Source organism: Paenibacillus sp. cl130 (assembly GCF_900116035.1).
GTDB lineage: Bacteria > Bacillota > Bacilli > Paenibacillales > Paenibacillaceae > Paenibacillus > Paenibacillus polymyxa_B.
Genome location: NZ_FOYG01000001.1, coordinates 647,002 through 668,601, shown reverse-complemented (window position 1 = coordinate 668,601; position 21,600 = coordinate 647,002). Strand labels below are relative to the sequence as shown.

At 46.4% G+C, this 21,600-nt stretch carries 19 protein-coding genes; 18 read left to right on the top strand and 1 reads right to left on the bottom strand.

The window, feature by feature from the left end:
• Positions 1-8 precede the first annotated feature (8 nt).
• The 6 genes from pstC (at position 9) to BM358_RS03090 (ending at position 5,323) form a co-directional block, all read left to right on the top strand.
• Complete coding sequence (gene pstC / locus BM358_RS03115) at positions 9-941, top strand: phosphate ABC transporter permease subunit PstC (protein ID WP_013370343.1); 933 nt, start codon at positions 9-11, stop codon at positions 939-941.
• Complete coding sequence (gene pstA / locus BM358_RS03110) at positions 941-1,837, top strand: phosphate ABC transporter permease PstA (protein ID WP_023987910.1); 897 nt, start codon at positions 941-943, stop codon at positions 1,835-1,837. Before pstC ends, pstA begins: the two co-directional genes overlap by 1 nt.
• Before the next feature lie 17 nt (positions 1,838-1,854).
• The gene (pstB, locus tag BM358_RS03105) at positions 1,855-2,697 is read left to right on the top strand and encodes a phosphate ABC transporter ATP-binding protein PstB (protein ID WP_028542896.1); all 843 of its coding nucleotides are present in this window, start codon (positions 1,855-1,857) and stop codon (positions 2,695-2,697) included.
• A 288-nt stretch (positions 2,698-2,985) separates the two neighbouring features.
• Entirely contained in the window at positions 2,986-4,275 is a 1,290-nt protein-coding gene (pelA, locus tag BM358_RS03100) for a pectate lyase (RefSeq protein WP_028542895.1), read from the top strand.
• Positions 4,276-4,409: 134 nt separating this feature from the next.
• On the top strand, positions 4,410-4,928 hold the full coding sequence (locus BM358_RS03095) for an acyl-CoA thioesterase (RefSeq protein ID WP_023987913.1): 519 nt from the start codon (positions 4,410-4,412) through the stop codon (positions 4,926-4,928).
• Positions 4,925-5,323 carry an FxsA family protein gene (locus BM358_RS03090; protein WP_013309596.1) on the top strand — a complete coding sequence of 133 codons (399 nt, stop codon included), beginning with the start codon at positions 4,925-4,927 and terminating at the stop codon, positions 5,321-5,323. Before BM358_RS03095 ends, BM358_RS03090 begins: the two co-directional genes overlap by 4 nt.
• 29 nt (positions 5,324-5,352) lie before the next feature.
• On the opposite strand, the gene ytvI is transcribed toward BM358_RS03090, so the two are convergent.
• Entirely contained in the window at positions 5,353-6,471 is a 1,119-nt protein-coding gene (gene ytvI / locus BM358_RS03085) for a sporulation integral membrane protein YtvI (protein WP_028542894.1), read from the bottom strand.
• A 345-nt stretch (positions 6,472-6,816) separates the two neighbouring features.
• On the opposite strand from ytvI, the gene citZ reads away from it, so the two are divergent.
• The 12 genes from citZ to mutM all read left to right on the top strand — a co-directional run bounded on the left by citZ (position 6,817) and on the right by mutM (position 21,520).
• Entirely contained in the window at positions 6,817-7,929 is a 1,113-nt protein-coding gene (gene citZ, locus BM358_RS03080) for a citrate synthase (RefSeq protein ID WP_028542893.1), read from the top strand.
• A gap of 151 nt (positions 7,930-8,080) precedes the next feature.
• On the top strand, positions 8,081-9,376 hold the full coding sequence (gene icd, locus BM358_RS03075; RefSeq protein WP_023987916.1) for an NADP-dependent isocitrate dehydrogenase: 1,296 nt from the start codon (positions 8,081-8,083) through the stop codon (positions 9,374-9,376).
• Between the two features lie 16 nt (positions 9,377-9,392).
• Positions 9,393-10,334 (top strand): malate dehydrogenase, encoded by a 942-nt coding sequence (gene mdh / locus BM358_RS03070; RefSeq protein WP_028542892.1) that lies wholly within the window; start codon positions 9,393-9,395, stop codon positions 10,332-10,334.
• A 306-nt stretch (positions 10,335-10,640) separates the two neighbouring features.
• Positions 10,641-11,057, top strand: coding sequence for a hypothetical protein (locus BM358_RS03065; protein WP_023987918.1), 417 nt, complete (start codon positions 10,641-10,643; stop codon positions 11,055-11,057).
• A 208-nt stretch (positions 11,058-11,265) separates the two neighbouring features.
• Positions 11,266-12,135, top strand: a complete 870-nt coding sequence (locus tag BM358_RS03060) for an SDR family oxidoreductase (protein ID WP_023987919.1) — start codon at positions 11,266-11,268, stop codon at positions 12,133-12,135.
• Positions 12,136-12,255: 120 nt separating this feature from the next.
• On the top strand, positions 12,256-14,058 hold the full coding sequence (gene pnpS / locus BM358_RS03055; RefSeq protein ID WP_028542891.1) for a two-component system histidine kinase PnpS: 1,803 nt from the start codon (positions 12,256-12,258) through the stop codon (positions 14,056-14,058).
• Between the two features lie 128 nt (positions 14,059-14,186).
• Complete coding sequence (locus BM358_RS03050) at positions 14,187-14,918, top strand: response regulator transcription factor (protein WP_013309604.1); 732 nt, start codon at positions 14,187-14,189, stop codon at positions 14,916-14,918.
• Positions 14,919-15,076: 158 nt separating this feature from the next.
• The gene (locus tag BM358_RS03045) at positions 15,077-16,201 is read left to right on the top strand and encodes a methyl-accepting chemotaxis protein (protein ID WP_023987921.1); all 1,125 of its coding nucleotides are present in this window, start codon (positions 15,077-15,079) and stop codon (positions 16,199-16,201) included.
• 127 nt (positions 16,202-16,328) lie between these two features.
• Entirely contained in the window at positions 16,329-17,087 is a 759-nt protein-coding gene (pstB, locus tag BM358_RS03040; RefSeq protein ID WP_023987922.1) for a phosphate ABC transporter ATP-binding protein PstB, read from the top strand.
• A gap of 39 nt (positions 17,088-17,126) precedes the next feature.
• Positions 17,127-17,786 carry a phosphate signaling complex protein PhoU gene (gene phoU, locus BM358_RS03035; RefSeq protein ID WP_023987923.1) on the top strand — a complete coding sequence of 220 codons (660 nt, stop codon included), beginning with the start codon at positions 17,127-17,129 and terminating at the stop codon, positions 17,784-17,786.
• A 177-nt stretch (positions 17,787-17,963) separates the two neighbouring features.
• Complete coding sequence (gene polA, locus BM358_RS03030) at positions 17,964-20,618, top strand: DNA polymerase I (protein WP_028542890.1); 2,655 nt, start codon at positions 17,964-17,966, stop codon at positions 20,616-20,618.
• 71 nt (positions 20,619-20,689) lie between these two features.
• Entirely contained in the window at positions 20,690-21,520 is an 831-nt protein-coding gene (gene mutM, locus BM358_RS03025) for a DNA-formamidopyrimidine glycosylase (protein WP_023987925.1), read from the top strand.
• The last annotated feature ends 80 nt before the right edge of the window (positions 21,521-21,600 follow it).

The following is a 21,600-nucleotide window of genomic DNA, read 5'->3' as shown; positions in this document are numbered from 1 at the left end:
GTTACAGTATGGAACCAATTGAAGGGAAGGCATACATGGAACAGAATAAACGATCCCGAGTTATGAAAGAAAGACATTACTGGGAAGAATGGACCGGCCGCATATATACGTCGGTTTGTGTCGTTTTTTTAGTTGCAGTCATTGTCTCCATCGTATATTTTGTTGCCTCCAAAGGTGTAGCTACATTTGCGGTGAATGGAGTCAGTCTGCGAGAGTTTTTCTTTGGAACCAAATGGAGCCCGGATGGCGAGCCTAAGTCCTTCGGAGCGCTTCCGTTTATTACGGGTTCTTTTGCAGTAACCATACTGGCGGCTTTAATTGCCAGTCCGCTCAGCTTATGTGCGGCTTTATTTATGACGGAAATCGTGCCGAAATCGGGTAAACGTATCCTTCAACCCGCGATTGAATTATTATCTGGTATTCCGTCGGTTGTATATGGCTTTGTCGGCTTGACCGTCATCGTCCCGCTGCTGCGGAACGTGTTTGGAGGACAAGGCATTGGCATTCTGGCAGGCTGCCTAGTGTTGTCAGTCATGATTTTGCCGACGATTACGAGTATTATGGCGGATGCGTTGTCTTCCTTACCGGGGGGGCTGCGTGAATCCTCTTATGCTTTGGGTGCTACCCGCTGGCAGACAATTGCCCGTGTTATTATTCCGACGCTGCTGCCTGCTCTTTTAACAGGAATTATTCTCGGTATGGCTCGTGCCTTCGGGGAAGCGTTGGCTGTACAGATGGTAATCGGGAATGCTCCGCACATACCGCATTCCTTGCTGGAATCCGCTTCGACCTTGACCAGCGTCATTACACTTAGCATGGGGAATACAGCGATGGGCTCCGTTCATAACAATGCTCTCTGGAGCATGGCGCTTGTTCTTCTGCTCATGACATTCATTTTCGTGCTGCTGGTAAGGCTGCTTGAAAGGAGAAACCGGGTTTGATGAAAGCTAAAACGACCGACAAGATCGCTACATTTGTAATCTGTTTCTTCGCCTTGTTCATTGTTGCGCTTTTGGTGGGATTACTGGGCTTCATTTTGGCCCGCGGAGTCAGTCATATTTCTTTTGACTTTTTAACCAGTGCTCCCCAAACATTACGTGCAGGCGGTGGCATTGGCCCACAACTATTTAATTCCGTATTTTTGTTAATCTTAACTTTGATTATCACCATTCCGATTGGCTGGGGCGCAGGTATTTACATGGCGCAATATGCAAAGCCGGGGAAAATTACGGACTTTATACGACTTGTCGTCGAAGTATTGTCCTCCTTCCCGTCTATCGTCATCGGATTGTTTGGACTACTACTTATCGTAAATACGTTTGATTTTGGCTTTTCCCTCTTATCAGGAGCCTTGGCTTTGGCCGTATTCAACCTGCCGCTGATGGTTCGCACAACTGAGCAGGCTTTCCGAGCTGTGCCGAAGGAGCAAAAGGAAGCTGGACTCGCGCTTGGATTATCCAAGTGGAAAATCATCACCTCCATTTTGTTGCCAGCTGCGCTGCCAAGCTTGATTACGGGTACGATTTTGGCCGCAGGCCGTATTTTCGGGGAAGCCGCCGCACTGCTGTTTACAGCAGGGATGAGTACGCCGCCGCTTGATTTTACCGATTGGAATCCATTGCATGCCAGATCGCCTATTAACCCGATGCGACCTGCTGAAACATTGGCTGTTCATATTTGGAAGGTCAACAGTGAGGGGATTGCTCCTGACTCCAAAGATATTGCTGCAGGCGCTTCTGCCGTACTGGTGCTGCTTGTGCTTGCATTCAACTTGAGTGCAAGATGGTTCGGAAGAGTTGTATACCGCCGTCTGACAGCTGCCAAACGTATGGATTAGAAAGGGGATGAAGAACAATGGAACATGTGATTACGCGAACGGCAAAAACCGCCGCATCAGCAACATCCGTTCAGTCTACGCGTTCGGAACAGCTTGCGGGGCAACCGCCGCATCCGTTCAGTACTGAGGATTTGAGTATTTATTATGGCAGCTTTGAGGCTGTGAAAAAAGTGAATCTGGCCTTTCCCGAGCAGACTGTGACTGCCCTGATCGGGCCTTCCGGCTGCGGTAAATCGACCTTTTTGCGCTCCCTTAATCGAATGAATGATGAGATTGCATCTTCCTCTACAACGGGTCACATCTGGATGGATGGACAGGATTTGACAGCACCGGAAACGGACGTGATCAAGCTGCGTCAGCAAATTGGCATGGTGTGGCAGCGTCCCAACCCTTTTTACAAATCTATTTACAATAATATCGCCTTCGGTCCCAAATACCGTGGAGTGCGCAAGAAGAAACAGCTTGATGAAATCGTCGAAAGCAGCCTGCGTAAAGCAGCATTATGGGATGAGGTCAAGGATCGCCTTCACGACTCCGCTCTGGCGCTGTCTGGCGGGCAACAGCAGCGGCTTTGCATTGCACGTGCACTATCCGTTCAACCGAAAATTCTATTGCTTGACGAGCCAGCCTCCGCGCTGGACCCTGTGTCTACAGGCAAGGTAGAAGAGCTCATTACCGAATTAAAAAAAGAACTGCGCATCGTTATTGTGACGCACAATATGCAGCAGGCTGCACGAATTTCCGATTATACTGCTTATTTTTATATCGGAAGTCTGGTTGAACATGGGAAAACGAACGATATTTTCACGAATCCTGAAAATGAGCTGACTCAGGAGTACATCATGGGTCGATTTGGTTAAGCGATGTTGCTCATCGACCTACTATATATTAGCTGCACGTAAAATCCTCTTACTAATCCAGCATTAGTAAGAGGATTTTTATTGTTTTCAACGTTTTGTAACTTTTTTAATCTATTAGTAAATTAAAATATATTGATCGTTTGGATATATTTTCATATAATACAACTAACTATTTATCATGCATAAATAGTGGTTCAGTTCCCTTCGCTATCAAAAAGAATCTTCAGCAAGAATATATAGGGTTAAACTGAACGCAATTACCCAACTCAAAATAAGGGAGAGGTTCAAATGAAGAAGAAGATGTGTCCAACCGTAAAGATGATAGCGCTCTCAAGTTTGGCGATTACAGTAACGTCAGGACTCCTAAGTCCCTCATGGGCTGCGGCACAGGAGATGGTGCCGGCTACATATGATTCAGGACGTGAATCGGCGACTGCTTCTTATGAGCTTACCACAGATTCAGCTGTGGGACGGGACGTTTATGGTGACGGTGTAAATTCAGGTGTTTTGGATCGTGAGCAATTATTTGGGCTGTCGGCTGTGACGAAGCCAACCGCTGTTGTGAATACAGACAGCCTCCTGAACAAAATGCGCGACTTTAGCAAGTTCTCTACGGGGAATACATCCAAGGATACTACACTTGCCTTAAATATTGTATCCTGGCAATTACCACATGGCGGATTCTTCAAAGCTATGGAAAAGAATTATAAATCCAAATGGGATGGCAAAACTGCACGCTCCACATGGAAGAGCAAGGATGGTGTTGAGCTCGGAACGTTCGATAACGAGGCCACGACAACCGAGATTCGCTTTTTGGCGGATGTATACAAAAAAACAAAAAATAAAGATATTAAGAACAGTGTACAAAAAGCAATTGACTTCGTTTTAACCTCTCAGTATTCCTCCGGTGGCTGGCCGCAAGTATACCCTAAACGTGGTAATTATTCCGATGCTGTAACTTATAATGATGATGCGATGGTTAGAGTTATGGTTTTGGCTGACGATATTGTGAACAAGAAGCAGCCGTTTGATAGCGATATTTTGGACGATGCATCTCGCTCCAGACTTCAGCAAGCGCTAAACAAAGGTATCCAGTACACAATTAAGTCTCAAATTGTAAATAATGGTACACCGACAATCTGGGGTGCACAGCACGATCCGGCTACTTATGCATCTGTTGAAGCCCGGGCATTTGAGCTACCTTCCAAAACAACTACGGAATCAGTAGGCATTACTGCTTTTCTCATGTCCCAGCCGCAAACCGCTGAAGTGAAAAAAGCGGCTCAGAGCGCTTTGAAATGGTTCGACGCGAACCGAATCGACGGTATCAAATACAATCGTCAAGGTCCGGAGTTTTTCCAAAAGGATGCATCGAGCGTAATGTGGTATCGTTTCTATAATGTGGAAGACAATAAGTATTTCTTTTCAGACCGGGATGGCAAAAAGTATACCGACATCATGAAAATTAGTGAGGAAAGACGACTTGGTTACGCCTGGGCGGGAAGCCAGGCTAAGAGTTTGCTTAAGCTGGCTTCGGATAGCGGATATTATAAACTGTCCAAGCCGTTGCCACAATAATAAAGGCATTATTATATATGATTTGCGAGGGTGGACCGGTCGGTCTGCCCTCTTTTTGTTCCTGGGCTGTAAATATGGTTTAATGGAGAGAGGGCAAAATAGAGATAAAGATGCACAAAGATAGGAGAGCTTGTATGACTCAAGAGGAGAAACAAACGGAATTACGCTGGTATGGCGCACCGCTACGTGTCCGTTATCAGGAAAGCGACCAGATGGGGGTCGTATATCATGCAAATTATTTGAACTGGTTTGAGATCGGGCGTACCGAAATGATCCGGCAGGCGGGCTTTAACTATCGGAGCATGGAGGAACGAGGAGTCTTGCTGCCAGTTATTGAAATCAATGCGAAATATGCGAGTCCTGCTCGATATGATGATTTAATTACCATTTATACGGCAATTACGGACTTCTCTAGACTACGTCTAAACTATACCTATGAGGTTCGACGGGTAACGGACGATGAGCATCAAAGGTATCTGGGAAAGGTATGGACCCAGGCAGACACGCTACCGGGAGAACTGCTTGTCACAGGGATGACACGTCATGTATGGTTGAACACCGAATGGAAGCCTGTTCGACTAGATCAGGCGCTACCTGAGCTGTACACTGCATTAAGGTTTGCTTTTACAGGCGGGGAGGGGCAGAAGTCATGATGATGCGTAAACGTCTATGGCTGTTGCTGCTGCTCATTCCTTTGGCGGAGCTGTACGGGTTTATATGGGTAAGTCATTGGATTGGAGCGGGCAAAACGATTTTACTCATCATTCTGACGACCCTAATCGGGGCTGCCATGATGCAATTTGAAGGTCGTAAGGTGATTGCCGATGCGAAAAATGAAATGAACCGGGGGCAAATGCCCGGCCGTAAAATGCTGGATGGATTATGTGTCTTTTTCGGTGGGAGCTTGCTGCTTATCCCCGGATTTTTAACAGATATTATTGGTTTTACGTTGGTATTCCCTTTAACACGAGCGTTGTACCGACGCTTTTTATTGAAGTGGCTGGAGAAAAAAATGAAAAACGGCAGTATTACGTTTCGGCGGTTTTGACGTGAGCTGCCGTTTTTCCTATCCATGATCTATCGGACTCTTCCAGCGAGAATATAGTTACGCAAGTCCTGAATGACATTCGCACGATTCAGTGCATCAACGACAATTAGTGATACAGGTCCGATAATTAATCCTAAAACGCCAAATAGCTTGAGCCCGATGAACATACCGATGAGGGTGGGAAGCGGGTTCAAGCCCACGCTGCTGGCCAGCACCTTAGGCTCCACGATCTGTCGTCCAATCAACAGGATGATATAAAGGATCGACAATCCTACCCCTAGTGCCAAATTACCAGACATATACGCATACAGTATCCACGGAATCATCACAATGCCAACCCCCAAATAAGGTAGCAAGTCCACTAGCCCGATCATCAAACCGATGGTAAAGGCGGATTCCACACGCAATATGAACAGCCCAACAATGACTGTTAATGCCGTAATGGAGATGATAATAAACTGTGCACGCAAATAGCCGTACAGTGCTTTACGCAGATCGTGCCATATATCCGACAATGGTTTGCGAATCGTATCAGGAACCGTATTTGAGAGCATCCGACTATGTCGGTCCCAGTCCTTACTAATAAAAAAGGCTGCTAATACAATAACCATTAGAACTGCTCCCATATTAGGCAGAGAGGTTAGCAAGTTCAAAACTCCATTAAAAAATTGAGCGACTAGCGTAGTGACAGCCGAACTCACGGTTTGAGTTGTCTTATCAATATTACTGTTAATGGTATGTTGGTAATCCGGATTATCCCGGATAAAATGGTTAATTTCAATAATTACATTTTGAATCAAATCGCTTTGTGTCCAATCGATAAACAGACTTTTAAAACGCTCAATATGTCCGTCGAAAGTCATGGCCAACTTTATAACTTCTCGGACCATGCGGGTGATTGCCGCAGAAAGGATAATTGCAATTCCACCTAAATATACAAATAATGAGACCGTGACAGCCGTCCAACGTGGCATACGGGCTTTGTTACGCAGAAAACTAACCAGTGGATTCATGGCATAAGCCACAAGCCAGGCGAATAGGAAAGGATAGATGAGAGGGAAAAGCGCATATATGCCCAGTAACAGAGCTACAATCACGATTGCCACCCATATAGCACGAAATATGCGATTCAGGATTAATCGGCTCAAGCTCTCACGGCTCCTTTCTTTTGCGATAGTTTTTCATAAAATAAATGCTCTACTATACATATGCGGGAAAGGGGGGAGACAAGACCTGTGTAAAAAAGTGCAAATAAATCAATATTTTTTGTAAGGGGTTTCAAAAATTTATTTATGGAAGCGATAAAACATTTGAATGTGTTGGAATAGCCCTCAATGTTCACATAAACGACAAAATCCAGTATAGTGAAAGAAGGTTTAAATATTGACATATGGCGTTAACATTACTCAGCTATTTAAAAGACATATCTTACTTTTGAAAATGTTTACATTGCAAGTCCGTTCACAATGTTTTTACAAAGGAGAGATGTAACGATGACAGCGACTAAAGGTCTGGAAGGGATCGTAGCGACCACTTCCTCCATAAGCTCTATCGTAGATGGCGTTCTCACGTACCGGGGTTATAACATTGATGATTTGGCTGTTAACGCCGATTTTGAAGAGGTAGCTTATTTGTTGTGGTTTGGAAAATTACCTGATAAAGAGCAATTGCAGGAGCTTCGCAACCAGTTAAGCGAATACGCTGCTATTCCGGATGAAATTGTTACTCAATTAAAGTTATACCCGAAAAATTTGAGCACGATGGCTGCCTTGAGGTCAGCCGTATCGTCTCTCGCTTTGTATGACCCAGAGGCGGATGATATGTCGAGAGAGTCTAATGTGACTAAAACCGTCAAGCTTCAGGCGCAATTGCCCACCATTGTGGCAGCGATAGCACGTATACGCGAGGGCTTGGAGCCGATTGCGCCTAAAAAAGGTATTTCCATCGCTGAAAACTTTTTGTATCAGCTGACTGGCAAGGATCCAGAGGAGACGGCTATTAAAGCGTTCAATCAGGCTCTTGTGCTGCACGCCGATCATGAATTAAATGCTTCTACCTTTGCTGCGCGTGTAACGGTAGCCACATTGTCGGATATTTATTCCGGAATCACATCTGCTATTGGAGCTTTAAAAGGACCACTGCATGGTGGGGCCAATGAGGCTGTGGCCAAAACGCTGGAGGAGATTGGTGGTTTGGATCAGGTGGACTCCTATATTCAGGCGAAACTGGATAACCGCGAAAAAATTATGGGCTTTGGACACCGAGTCTATAAAAACGGTGATCCGCGTGCCAAGCACTTGCACAAAATGTCCCGCGAGCTGGGGGAAATGAACGGTGACACAACGTTGTTTGATATGTCAGTTCGAATTGAAGGAATTGTAACAGGGCAAAAAGGCTTGAAGCCCAATGTGGATTTTTATTCTGCCTCTGTGTATACCCAACTGGGTATCAAGAGAGACCTGTTTACACCTATTTTTGCTGTGAGTCGTGTATCTGGATGGACCGCACACATTTTAGAGCAGTATGAAAATAACCGCCTGATTCGTCCTCGCGCCGAATATACAGGTCCAATGGATCAAAAATATGTATCACCAGAGTTGCGCTAACCCCTTGTCGAAGGAAGATTGAGGTTGTATACCCTGAATTTAAAAAATAAGGTACAATAGAGGGGACGACGAGAGATGTACGTTTTTGTCAGTGATAAAGATCATGTCTTTCGTCCTGTACCCATTCATATCTGAGGAGGAAAAGGAACTTATGGCGAAATTTGAAAAGTTTGAGCTCCCAACTGAAGGCGAAAAAATTACGATTGATAACGGTCAACTACAGGTTCCGAACCATCCGGTAATTCCGTTTATCGAAGGTGACGGCACGGGTCGCGACATCTGGAAAGCTTCCAAACGCGTACTGGACGCAGCTGTAGAAAAAGCATATAACGGCAGCAAAAAGATTGCCTGGTATGAAGTATTCGCTGGTGAGAAAGCTTTCAATACATACGGCGAATGGCTCCCTAACGATACTTTGGAAGCCATCCGTGAGTATATTGTAGCCATCAAAGGACCACTTACGACACCTATTGGCGGTGGTATTCGTTCGTTGAATGTGGCATTGCGTCAAGAACTGGATTTATACGTATGTCTGCGTCCTGTTCGTTATTTTAACGGTGTTCCTTCTCCAGTGAAACGTCCTGAATTGGTAGACATGGTTATTTTCCGTGAGAACACAGAAGATATTTACGCGGGGATCGAGTATGCTGAAGGGTCCGAAGACGTGAAAAAGGTTATTCAGTTCCTCCAACAAGAGCTGGGTGTGAACAAAATCCGTTTCCCTGAAACCTCTGGTATTGGCATTAAGCCAGTTTCTTCCGAGGGTTCAAAGCGTCTGGTGCGGGCTGCCATTCAGTATGCTGTTGACCACGGACGCAAGAGTGTAACGCTCGTACACAAAGGTAACATTATGAAATTTACCGAGGGTGCCTTCAAAAACTGGGGTTATGAAGTGGCTGAGGAAGAATTTGCAGATAAAGTATTTACTTGGGCCCAATATGATGTAATCAAGGAAAAAGACGGTGAGGATGCGGCGAATGCAGCTCAAAAAGCAGCTGAAGATGCAGGCAAAATCATTATCAAGGATGCGATTGCTGATATTGCACTTCAGCAAGTACTGACTCGTCCTTCTGAATTTGATGTGATTGCTACGCTCAACCTGAACGGGGACTATCTGTCCGATGCTCTTGCTGCCCAAGTTGGTGGAATTGGTATTGCGCCAGGTGCGAACATTAACTATGTAACAGGGCATGCTATCTTTGAAGCTACACATGGTACAGCTCCAAAATACGCCGACAAAGACGTAGTGAACCCTGGTTCCGTAATTCTGTCGGGCGTAATGTTGCTTGAACACTTGGGTTGGCAAGAAGCGGCTGACCTGATTTACAAAGGGCTGGAGACGTCCATTAATAAGAAGATTGTAACTTATGACTTTGCTCGTCTGATGGATGGTGCTACACAAGTGAAATGCTCCGAGTTCGCAGATACCATTATTAGTAACCTGTAAGGAAGGGGAATACCACTTGTCCATTCAACGTAAAAAAATATCCATTGTTGGCGCCGGTTTTACCGGTGCCACTACCGCATTGCTGCTGGCTCAAAAGGAGCTAGGTGATATCGTACTCATCGATATTCCGCAACTAGAGAATCCGACCAAAGGCAAGGCGCTTGATATTTTGGAGGCCGGTCCGGTACAGGGATTTGACAGCCAGATCACGGGCACTTCCAATTACGAGGATGCAGCTAACTCGGATATCGTCATTATTACAGCCGGGATTGCACGCAAGCCGGGTATGAGCCGTGATGATTTGGTAAATACGAACGCAGGAATTGTAAAATCCGTTTGTGAGAACGTGAAGAAGTATGCGCCGGATTCTATCGTCATTATTCTGAGTAATCCGGTAGATGCTATGACCTATACTGCCTATCAAACGCTTGGGTTCCCGAAAAATCGGGTTATTGGCCAATCAGGTGTGCTGGATACAGCGCGATATTGTACCTTTATTGCACAAGAACTGAACGTTTCTGTCGAAGACGTGCGCGGCTTCGTTATGGGTGGTCACGGTGATGATATGGTGCCCCTGGTACGCTATTCCAGCGTTGGAGGTATACCTATCGAAACCCTGATTTCGCAGGAACGTATCGAAGCAATCGTACAACGTACACGCGGCGGTGGCGGAGAGATCGTTAATCTGTTGGGTAATGGTAGCGCATATTATGCTCCGGCAGCTTCGCTTGCACAAATGACAGAAGCGATTGTAAAAGATAAAAAACGGATTATTCCGGTCATTGCATACCTGGAGGGAGAGTACGGCTATCAGGATTTATTCCTTGGCGTACCGACACTTCTTGGCGGCAATGGCATCGAAAAAGTGTTCGAGTTGGAATTGACAGCCGAAGAAAAAGCAGCGCTCGATCAATCCGCCGAATCGGTCCGCAGTGTGATTAAAATAGTTACCGTATAGATTCAATTTTCTACTAAGACGGTATACTTTTACTTGAAGAGGTGTCCCCAAGCCATAGTCATGGCCGCTGGACACCTCTTTTACTTTTAAGTAATCTATTCGTTTTCTTCTGTATTCCTTTGCTTTGACCCACTTCCCCGGTATAATAGAGTCATATGTATTGATAGTTACATGAGGATTTTGCAAAATCCTGACATAGAAAAGCATGTCCCAAAACACTGAAAAGATGGTAGTCATTCGTTGGAATATGATCGTTCTATGGAAAAAAAGTTTGTAAGAAAACAAAAGAAATGGAGGTTGTAAAGAATGTTTTTTATTCACATTATTGGATCACTGGCAATGGGTTTTTATTTATTGCTCCCCTTCGTTGTGGGCAAAATCGACAAATTGGCTCCTAGCGTGCAGGAGGGAACGATATCGGCTGTTCAGCTATTGAACCGTTTGGCTCAATTTGCACTGATCCTTGTGCTTGTTAGCGGTATCTATATGATTTTTCCCTGGGGTTCTTATTCGGTAGCATGGATCGTTGTCGTTTTGCTGTTGTTTCTCGCCATTTCTGGTATCGCGGGAGCCATGGGTAAGCCGTTACGGCTGTCGCTGGAAGCGATTCGTAGCCAACAGCCTATTACGCAATACGCTGGCAAAATGCGAATGTTCAGTACGCTGCTTGCCGTCTTCCTGATTTTAATTACGTTTTTAATGGTATACAGCCATATTATTTAATTATGCATTTGGTGAGAGCCTGTAATCGAATGATGACAAATGCTAAATTGAAAAAACGGTCTGTGCTGAATAAGCATAGGTCGTTTTTTTGTGCGCTCAAATAACTACATTTTTCGTTTAACGAATAACTTTGTGTGGTAAATCAGGAGTAGAGTGGATGCAAATGTTGCATCCTAAAAAATATCTGATTTTGAAGGGAGAATGTACAATGCCTAAAAGTAACCAACCTCAGCAAACCTTGCCCCCACAGCATCAGGACCAGCAACCGGGGATTGAGTCCAAAATGTCGCCTGCACCCCAGTTTGAAAAACCAACTTACAAAGCTGCTGGCAAGCTAACAGGTAAAGTTGCACTTATTACTGGTGGAGACAGTGGAATTGGACGGGCTGTAGCTGTCACGTATGCCAAAGAAGGTGCGGACGTAGCTATCATTTACTTGAATGAACACAAGGACGCGGAAGAAACAAAACGTCAGGTAGAGCAGGAGGGACGCAAATGTGTGTTGATTCCTGGCGATATCGGAGATGACCAATTTGCCAAAAAAGCGGTTCAACAGACGGTTCACGAGCTGGGCAAGCTCGACATCGTTGTGAACAATGCGGCAGAGCAGCATCCACAGCAAAAGCTGGAGGATATTACCAAAGAACAGTTGGAGCGTACTTTCCGTACGAATATTTTTGGTATGTTCTTCCTGACGCAAGCAGCATTGCCGCATTTGAAGAAAGGAAGCACTATCGTCAACACAACATCGATTACCGCGTACGCTGGGAACAAGACACTCATTGATTATTCATCGACGAAAGGGGCAATCACATCCTTTACTCGTTCCCTTTCACTCAATTTGGCGGATCAAGGTATTCGGGTGAACGCTGTAGCACCAGGGCCAATCTGGACGCCGTTAATCCCGTCTACATTTGATGCCAAGACGGTCAGCGAGTTTGGAGGAGCACAGCCAATGAAGCGTCCGGGCCAGCCGGAAGAATTGGCGCCAGCCTATGTGTACCTTGCTTCAGACGATTCTTCATATGTAAGCGGGCAGGTTATTCATATCAACGGCGGTGAAGTTATAAACGGATAAGAGGATAAAGGAAAGGCTGGGGGCGTGTTATGCCCTGGCCTTTTTTTCTTTTCACAGTGGAACATAATGAAAGTAGCCTGTAGAATGAGACTTAACCTACATAAAGGATGGGCATATTTTATGAAATCGTTTCGTTTCAGGCTTACCCTGATCATGCTGATTTTGATTGGCGTATCTGTCCTTGCTGCTGGAATCACGATGGGACAAATTTTTAAAAATTCGAATATGAAGGTGCTAGAGGAGAACATGGGACGGGAGATTGACCTTCTTCGGGCTACATTCCCTTTTGTTAATGCAGATGCCCTGTCCAGTACGGATTATGTCTCTTATTATTCTCAAAAGGCGAAAGAAATTGCTCGTCTGACGGAATCGCGGGTGACCTTCATTCGCAAGGACGGGACGGTGGTTGGCGATTCGTTAAGTGATCCTCGTAAGATGGAAAACCACGCATCTCGTGATGAAATACGGCAAGCCACGGCGGAAGGAATCGGTCGGACAATACGCTACAGCGAAACTCTGCAACGAAACATGCTATACGTCGCTGAACCTGTTGTATCGGACAAGGGCTTTGATGGGTATATCCGTTTGTCTATGAGCCTGAAAGCGGTGGAGGAGGGAGTACGGCGTGGCTGGACGGCCATCGGGATTGGTCTTGTGTTGCTGTTTATTGCTGCTGGACTGGTGAGCTATCGTATTGCTCGCAGCCTCACCTCGCCCATTGAACATATTACAGGGGTAGCCAACCGCATATCAGGGCTGGATTATGACGCAAGAGTCGGTGTACAGCGCCGGGATGAGGTAGGGCAACTGGGTGAAGCCATTAATCGTATGGCTGACAGTCTCCAAAACCAAATGAAAACGATACGCGACAATGAGGATCTACTCCAGAGCGTCATGAGTAATATGACAGGCGGAATTCTAATGATTGATGCAAGTGAGTGTATTGCGCTTGTAAACCGTGAGTCTGAGCGAATGCTTGGTGTCGTGGGTAAACGGGTGACGGACAAGCCGTATCATGAGTTGAAAAAGCACTATGAGCTCACAAAGCTAATTGAGGGCAGCATACAAAGCAGAGAGAGGTTGCATGGTGAGGTTCATTTGTACAATCCCGAGGAGAGACTCGTGTTGCTGGACGGTGTCCCGATGTATGAGGATGAAGGCGGATACCGCGGGATGCTGTTCCTTTTACAGGATATTACGGCCATTCGACGGTTGGAAAATATGCGGAGTGAATTTGTGGCTAACGTTTCTCATGAGCTAAAAACACCGATTGCCGCGGTCAAGGGCTTTGCCGAGACGTTACTCGGTGGCGGGGTTAAAGATGAAGAAACGGCCCGCTCATTTTTGCAAATTATATATGATGAAAGCGAACGATTGAATCGGCTGATCGGTGACATTCTGGAGCTATCCAAAATTGAATCCAAGCGTTCTCCGCTGGATTGCTCGCCGGTGCACGTTTCGTCGTTCATAGATTCATTGCTGGAAAAACTGAACAATGTTGCGGCCAAAAAAAGAATTACGCTACACATGGATATCCCGGATGAGTTGTTTATGGAGGCAGATGAAGATAAGCTTCAGCAGATTTTCTTGAACCTTTTGTCTAATGGCATCAACTATACACTTGATGGTGGCAAGGTAAAGATTAAGGTTCTAACGATACAGCGGGAGAATGACACGGAAAAGGTCGTATTTACAGTCAGTGATACAGGTATTGGAATTCCGAAGAAGGACCTGCCACGTATCTTTGAGCGCTTTTACCGGGTGGACAAAGGACGCTCGCGCAACTCTGGCGGAACGGGGCTGGGATTGTCGATCGTCAAACACTTGGTCGATTTGCATCATGGCACCCTTTCGGTGGAAAGTGAGCTTGGATTGGGTACCACGTTTACAGTTGAATTACCACTATTGCAACAGGAAGAATGAACTAGAACATTTTTTACATTCTGTTAACAATGCCGTGATAAAATAAACGGGTGTCGCATGAGTATGGAAAAGGTTTCAGGATTTTGACCAATGCGCCTTTAACAGGTAAACAGGAGATGAAGTTATTTATGGGACAACGCTTGCTGGTTATTGAGGATGAACCAACGCTTGCCAGATTGCTATCCTACAATTTGATACAAGAAGGCTTCGAAGTGGACACGGAGGATCATGGCAGTGCCGGGTTTGAGAAAGCCTCCAGAGAGTCCTACGATTTGATCCTGCTGGATTTGATGTTGCCGGGAATGAACGGACTGGACATTCTGAGCAGACTTCGCCATCAGGGGCTGACGACGCCTATCATTATTTTAACGGCCAAAAACGGTGAAGCAGAGGTTGTTCAAGGGCTGAAGTCGGGTGCGGATGATTACATCACGAAGCCTTTTGGCGTTTCTGAGCTGTTGGCCCGCGTGACGGCTGTGCTGCGAAGAACTTCCGGCGGGGATGAAGGAGTGTTGTCTGATCAGAAAGATAGCTCCAAAATTCAATTGGGCGAGCTGGAGATTTACCCCGAAAAATATGAAGTCATTCTTGGAGGTCAGTCCATCAGCCTCAGACCAAAGGAATTTGAGGTGCTTCTTTATTTGTCCCGCAAGCCGGGTGTGGTATTGACCCGAGATGATCTGATGAATGCTGTTTGGGGTTTTGACTACATTGGCGGTCAACGGACCGTGGATGTGCACGTCAGTTCCTTACGTAAAAAGCTGGAGCTAGATCCCGACTCGGTTCATATTGATTCGATCCGTGGAGTGGGGTACAAGCTGGTTGTAAATAAAAAAAGAAGTGCTTCTCATTTATTATAAATGAGGAGCGTTTTTCTTTGTCCAAAGCAGTTTCCGGCGCTTTTGTGTCCATTTCGTGATTTTACATTTCATTAACAAAACTAGTCGCTAGAATCAACAAATGACCGATATGATGTTCCCGTCACTCCAAGTAGTTAAAAAAAGGGGACTTCAGAACGATGATAACGGAACCAAAGACCCAGCCGAGTTCCACTGCCGTGATTGAACGTGAAGCATACAAGCCGATTACTACCTATGTGCCATGCCGGGAGGTTCCGATCATTGGTACGGACATGTCTTGTAAAGAACTGTTAGCACTTATGAAAACACAGGAAGATATACCTTGTGTTATTGTTGTGGATAAAAATGATCTTCCACTGGGCATTATTATGAGAGATGCGTACAATCGCCATTTTACGGGCAGATTTGCTGCGGCGTTGTTCTATGACAAGCCTGCGGCCATATTTGCCGACCCCGATACATTAATTGTGGATTTAAAAAGCCGGGCATCGGACATTGTGGAATTGGCGATGTTGCGTGAAGAACAGCGTTTTTACGATTGTGTGTTGATTAAGGAAGGCACACGATTACTCGGCGTACTCACGATTCGTGATATCCTGTCCGTCGTGCAGCGAATGCAAAGAGAAGCGGACGAAGAGCGGGGCGATGTGATTCGGCATAGCTATGACGGAGTCCAGCGTATTCAGCTGACTGTGCTGGATGCAGCTAAAGAGGCCGATGACAGTGTGCGGCTAACCCGCTCAATGAGTGAATTATCCCGCCGTGGCAAAGTAGAATTGGAGGATGTTTTGCTCTCCTATCGTGCGGTCACGGAGCAAATGAAGCGCCAGCATGAGCAGATGACGGCGTTGACCCAATCGCTGAATGACATTGCGGGCATGGCCTCATCCATTCGTGCACTGGCAGATCAAAGCGGACTGCTGGCGATCAATGCGTCCATTGAAGCGGCGCATGCTGGCGAACACGGACGAGGCTTCCAGATTGTGTCTCAGGAGGTGAGGAATATGTCACTCCAGACGAAAGCTTTTTCCACGCAGATTACAGGCTTACTCACCCATATCGAGCAGATGCTGCGTGACACTGCTGAACTGACGGATACGAGTATGCAGCAGATTCATACAGGCTCTCAATATATTTCTGCTGGAACACAAACTTTTGCCAAACTATTGCAGGCTGTCGATGAAATTGAAGCCAAAAACAGCGAAATGTCCCATTCCGCAGAGGAAGCGGCTTTGAATGCAGCCGAAATTGCACAGGAGCTTGAACTCATGCTAAGTTCTTGATCATTTTACATACCGTTAACAAATCCACCACACTAAATTTACACACAGCTTATATAATCTTCATATTGTGCAAATCAGGTGCAATGCTTGAGGATCATAACTGCAACACGAAGGAGATCATAAATCCATGAATGATTCCGTAATCCGGATTGATAAGCTGAATTTATATTATGAGAAATTTCACGCGCTGAAACATATAAACCTCGATATTCCTGAAAAAACGGTAACTGCCTTTATCGGCCCGTCCGGCTGCGGCAAATCGACCCTGCTGCGTACGCTGAACCGGATGAATGACATGATACCGGGAACGCGTATTGAAGGCACCGTGAGTATCGCAGGTCAGGATATATACGGCGATACTATGGAAGTAGAAACTCTGCGTAAGCAGGTAGGAATGGTTTTTCAACAGCCTAACCCATTTCCCAAATCGATTTATGATAACGTGGCCTACGGCCCACGTCTGCATGGAGTTCGGCAAAAGGACAAGTTGGACGAATTGGTCGAGCAAAGCCTGCGGCAGGCGGCACTCTGGGAAGAGGTCAAGGACTTTCTGAAGCGTTCAGCTCTGAGCTTGTCCGGTGGACAACAGCAGCGGTTGTGCATTGCCCGGGCGCTTGCTGTACAGCCAGATATTTTGCTTATGGACGAGGCGACATCTGCGCTAGATCCGATCTCCACGATGAAAATTGAAGAACTGGTTCAGGAATTGCGAGACACATATACCATCGTCATGGTGACGCATAACATGCATCAGGCAGCGCGTGTGTCCGGTCGAACTGCGTTCTTTTTAAATGGTGTTGTGGTGGAAGCGGCGGATACAGAGACGATGTTTTCCACGCCGCAAGATTCACGTACAGAAGATTATATTTCAGGGCGATTTGGCTAAAGCCTACCAGATGAATATGCCAGAAGGGGTGACTTCGAAATGATACGTAGAAAAGGTTTTGATGAAGGGTTAGATGAGCTGAGAGCCGTACTGCGCGAAATGGGTGCACACGTTTCGAAGGCGCTCGATCAGGCCATTGAATGTTTGCAGACCAAAAATATAGAATTGGCTCAGCAGGTGGTCAAAAATGATGCATCCCTCAATACGCTGGAAGAGAATATTCTCGATATGGGTTCCAAGCTCATTATTACCCAGCAACCGGTAGCGAAGGATTTGCGCCGGATCATTGTTGCATTTAAAATTTCCAGTGATCTGGAACGAATGGGCGATTTGGCACTTGATATTGCCAAGGTGACACTTCGTTTGGAAGGGCAGCAGATCATTAAGCCTCTGGTGGATATTCCGCACATGGCTTCCATTGTTAAAGAAATGATAGATGATGCGATCAAATCCTATTTGGATGAAAATACAGATCTGGCCTACAAAATGGCCAAAGAGGATGATCGTGTGGATTCCATGTATAGCCACATGATCAGCGATCTGTACGCCTTTATGGTAGAAAAGCCGGCAGAGGCTTCACAAGCCATGCTGCAACTGCTTGTAGGACGATACATTGAACGAATTGGTGACCATGCTACGAATATTGGTGAAAGTACTGTATATCTCGTGACAGGGGAGAGACCAGATTTGAACCAGTAGAGCTTTCAGGTATATAGCGGTTGTTTCTGACCCAGACTTGTCTTTGAGCAAAAGGCAAATTTGGTTAGGAAGCAGCCGTTTTTTTCTGAAAAAGGAGTCTTGTATGTTAAGATAGGAAGAGGAATGCGTAAAACGTAAGAACGTTACGAATGCATTGATGAACTTGCGAGGTGCTAAATGGATAAACTCATGCTTATAGATGGTAACAGTATCATTTACCGGGCGTTTTTTGCTATGCCACCGTTAACGAATTCGAGCGGGCAGCAGACGAACGCGGTGTACGGATTTACGACGATGTTATTGCGGCTCTTGGAGGAGCACAAACCAACACATATTCTGGTTGCCTTCGATGCCGGTAAAATAACGTTTCGCCATAAAGGATACGAGGATTACAAAGGTGGACGGGAGAAGACACCGCCAGAGCTGTCTCAGCAATTTCCGTTGCTGAAAGAGCTATTGACCGCTTTCGGCATTGCCCAGTTTGAACTGGATGGCTATGAGGCGGACGATATTATAGGCACCCTGTCCAAGACAGCGGACGAAGCCGGTTTTAATGTGCTGGTCGTGACTGGGGACAAGGATATGCTCCAATTGGCCTCAGACCATGTCACAGTCGGCTTGACCCGCAAAGGGGTTACTGAGGTGGAGACGTATGGACCTGAGCAAATTCAGGAACGATATGGCCTGAAGCCGCTGCAAATTATTGATCTTAAGGGTCTGATGGGCGATACGTCGGACAATATTCCTGGTATTCCCGGCGTGGGAGAAAAAACAGCGCTCAAGCTGCTGCATCAATACGGTTCAGTCGAAGAAGTGCTGGCGCACACGAATGAGCTGAAGGGCAAAATGAAAGAACGTGTAGAGACACATGCTGATGATGCGCGAATGAGCAAAGATTTGGCGACCATTTATCGGGATGTAACGTTGGACAAGCAGCTGGAAGATGTGGCCTTCGGCGGGCTGCAAGCAGAAACGGCCGGGCCAGCTCTGGCGAAGCTGGAGTTCAAGTCCTTGCTGGAGCGTTTATCCTTTTCAGGTGAGGTTGGAAGTACTGGGGTAGACGTAGAGGAAGCCGAGGCTGACGTAACAGTGCTGGATGAGCAGCGGATTAGCGAATTGGTAGAAGTGTTGGATCGTGTGGATGTGCTGCATGTTGAGACGCATGGTGATAATCCGCATCATGCTGACATTGTAGGTCTGATATTTGCCGCAACGGGACAGCAATTTTTTATGACACTGGATGTACTGCAAAGCGATGCAGCTACACCTATTCGCGCATGGCTTGCTGACCCTGAACGCAAAAAACGCGGTCATGATCTGCATCGAACGGATTTGGCTTTACACTGGCATGGAATTGAGTTTGCAGGTGCCGAGTTTGATGTGCAACTGGCAGGGTACTTGCTGGACCCAACCGATGCAAACCAGACATTGAGCGGATTGGCAGCCAAATATGGCTTGTCTTCGATCCGTCCAGACGAAGAAGTGTTCGGCAAAGGAGCTAAATATAAAGTCCCTGACGTGGATGTACTGTCCGATCATGTGGCGCGTAAGGCAGCGGTGATTGAAGCTTTGGTGCCTGTGCAGCAGGCTGAGCTGGAAAAAACGGAAATGCATAAGCTGTTTCATGAGCTGGAGATGCCGTTGTCCCGCATTTTGGCGGATATGGAGAAGCAGGGCATTTTGGTGAATGTAGAAGAACTGCGCGCTTTGGGGAAAGAATTTGAAGCCCAGATTGCAACGTTGGTGGGCGAAATCTACAGCATTGCCGGAGTAGAGTTCAATCTAAATTCGCCCAAGCAGTTGGGTGAGATCTTGTTTGATAAACTGGGTTTGCCTGTCATTAAAAAGACGAAAACGGGGTACTCGACCGATGCGGAGGTATTGGAAAAGCTGGCCCCCTATCATGATATTGTGCAAAATATTTTGCAGTACCGCACTATTGCCAAACTCCAATCGACGTATGTCGAAGGATTGCTGAAAGAAATCTCGGAGAAAACAGGTAAGGTGCATACGTATTTCCGGCAGACGGTTGCAGCAACTGGACGCTTGAGCAGTCAATTTCCGAATTTGCAAAACATTCCGATTCGTCTTGAAGAGGGTCGTAAAATCCGCAAAGTGTTTGTTCCGTCCGAACCGGGCTGGTCTATTTTGGCGGCAGACTACTCACAGATTGAGCTGCGGGTGCTAGCTGATATTTCGGATGATGAACGTTTGAAGGAAGCCTTTGTCCACGATATGGACATCCATACCAAGACCGCATCCGATGTGTTTGGTGTAGCAGCGGAAGATGTGGACTCCAACATGCGGCGTTCTGCGAAGGCAGTCAACTTTGGGATTGTCTATGGAATCAGTGATTATGGTCTGTCACAAAATTTGAATATTACGCGGAAGGAAGCGGCTCGCTTTATCGACCAGTATTTTGATGTGTTCCAAGGCGTTCGCCGTTACATGGATGATATTGTGAAGGATGCGAAGCGGGACGGCTACGTAAAAACGCTGTTGGAACGCAGACGCTATTTGCCGGAGATTAACGCCAGCAATTTCAACCTGCGTTCATTCGCTGAGCGTACAGCGATGAATACGCCGATTCAAGGTACCGCTGCCGATATTATCAAGTTGGCGATGGTACAGATGGATAAGGCGCTACGTGAACGTAATCTTCGCAGCAGAATGCTGCTCCAAGTACATGATGAGCTTGTGTTCGAGGTTCCGCCTGAGGAAATGGAAACGATGAAAGAGCTTGTCCCGGCTACCATGGAAGCTGCATTAAAGCTGGCTGTGCCGCTCAAAGCCGAAGTAAGCTATGGCAGCAATTGGTATGAGGCCAAGTAAGATATTTCAATGAGTAGATAGTCCCAATTTGACGCTGCTTCCGTTATAATATAGGGTGAGGTGAAGACATCATGCCGGAATTACCGGAAGTAGAAACAATTAAACGAACGCTAAACGAGCTTATCGTTGATAAACATATAGATCATGTCACCGTGAATTTACCGCGGATCATTCAACGGCCCGATGATATCCATGCTTTTGCGATGGAATTGGCCGATCACCGGATTACAGGGGTGGAGAGACGCGGAAAGTTTCTGCGGATTTTGCTGGACGGGCTGGTGTTGGTCTCCCATCTTCGAATGGAAGGGCGATATGGATTGTATTCGCAACATGATCCTGTGGAAAAGCATACCCATGTCATCTTTCATTTTAAAGATGGTACGGAGCTGCGTTATCAGGATGTGCGCCAGTTTGGCACGATGCACTTATTTCCGGCAGGACAGGATTTGCTGGAAAAGCCGCTGAACAAGCTTGGTTTGGAACCGATGGACGAGGCCTTTACACCCGAAATGCTGCGTGTCGCTGTTGGAACTCGTTCGACTTCGATCAAGGCAGCGCTGTTAAACCAGTCATATGTGGTGGGCATTGGGAATATTTATGTAGATGAATCGTTGTTTAAGGCGGGGATTCATCCAGCACAGCCAGCCAAAAGCCTAACGGATAGCCAATTTCATGTCTTGCATGAAGCTATTGTCTCCACGCTGGGTGCGTCGATTCAGGTTGGAGGCTCGTCCATTAAATCGTTCGTTAATGGACAGGGCAAAACGGGCGACTTCCAGCATCAATTGCAAATCTATGGACGTAACGCGAAGCCTTGCATTAACTGTGGCACATTGATCGAAAAATCTGTCGTAGCCGGACGTGGCACACATCATTGTCCGGTCTGCCAGCCTCTGCGCTAAACAGGCACAGTCACCCCAAGCCCATCCCTCTCATATATTGTTCCAAGTACCAATACTGCGGAGGGTTTCGGTTGTTATAA

What these genes read in the sequence shown, in the direction of transcription:
- BM358_RS03065 (WP_023987918.1), top strand. Translation starts at nt 10,641, where the DNA reads ATGTTTTTTATTCACATTATTGGATCACTGGCAATGGGTTTTTATTTA.
- polA (WP_028542890.1), top strand. Translation starts at nt 17,964, where the DNA reads ATGGATAAACTCATGCTTATAGATGGTAACAGTATCATTTACCGGGCG.
- icd (WP_023987916.1), top strand. Translation starts at nt 8,081, where the DNA reads ATGGCGAAATTTGAAAAGTTTGAGCTCCCAACTGAAGGCGAAAAAATT.
- citZ (WP_028542893.1), top strand. Translation starts at nt 6,817, where the DNA reads ATGACAGCGACTAAAGGTCTGGAAGGGATCGTAGCGACCACTTCCTCC.
- pelA (WP_028542895.1), top strand. Translation starts at nt 2,986, where the DNA reads ATGAAGAAGAAGATGTGTCCAACCGTAAAGATGATAGCGCTCTCAAGT.
- mutM (WP_023987925.1), top strand. Translation starts at nt 20,690, where the DNA reads ATGCCGGAATTACCGGAAGTAGAAACAATTAAACGAACGCTAAACGAG.
- pstB (WP_028542896.1), top strand. Translation starts at nt 1,855, where the DNA reads ATGGAACATGTGATTACGCGAACGGCAAAAACCGCCGCATCAGCAACA.
- BM358_RS03045 (WP_023987921.1), top strand. Translation starts at nt 15,077, where the DNA reads ATGATAACGGAACCAAAGACCCAGCCGAGTTCCACTGCCGTGATTGAA.
- pstC (WP_013370343.1), top strand. Translation starts at nt 9, where the DNA reads ATGGAACCAATTGAAGGGAAGGCATACATGGAACAGAATAAACGATCC.
- BM358_RS03050 (WP_013309604.1), top strand. Translation starts at nt 14,187, where the DNA reads ATGGGACAACGCTTGCTGGTTATTGAGGATGAACCAACGCTTGCCAGA.
- phoU (WP_023987923.1), top strand. Translation starts at nt 17,127, where the DNA reads ATGATACGTAGAAAAGGTTTTGATGAAGGGTTAGATGAGCTGAGAGCC.
- BM358_RS03095 (WP_023987913.1), top strand. Translation starts at nt 4,410, where the DNA reads ATGACTCAAGAGGAGAAACAAACGGAATTACGCTGGTATGGCGCACCG.
- pstA (WP_023987910.1), top strand. Translation starts at nt 941, where the DNA reads ATGAAAGCTAAAACGACCGACAAGATCGCTACATTTGTAATCTGTTTC.
- BM358_RS03060 (WP_023987919.1), top strand. Translation starts at nt 11,266, where the DNA reads ATGCCTAAAAGTAACCAACCTCAGCAAACCTTGCCCCCACAGCATCAG.
- pstB (WP_023987922.1), top strand. Translation starts at nt 16,329, where the DNA reads ATGAATGATTCCGTAATCCGGATTGATAAGCTGAATTTATATTATGAG.
- pnpS (WP_028542891.1), top strand. Translation starts at nt 12,256, where the DNA reads ATGAAATCGTTTCGTTTCAGGCTTACCCTGATCATGCTGATTTTGATT.
- BM358_RS03090 (WP_013309596.1), top strand. Translation starts at nt 4,925, where the DNA reads ATGATGATGCGTAAACGTCTATGGCTGTTGCTGCTGCTCATTCCTTTG.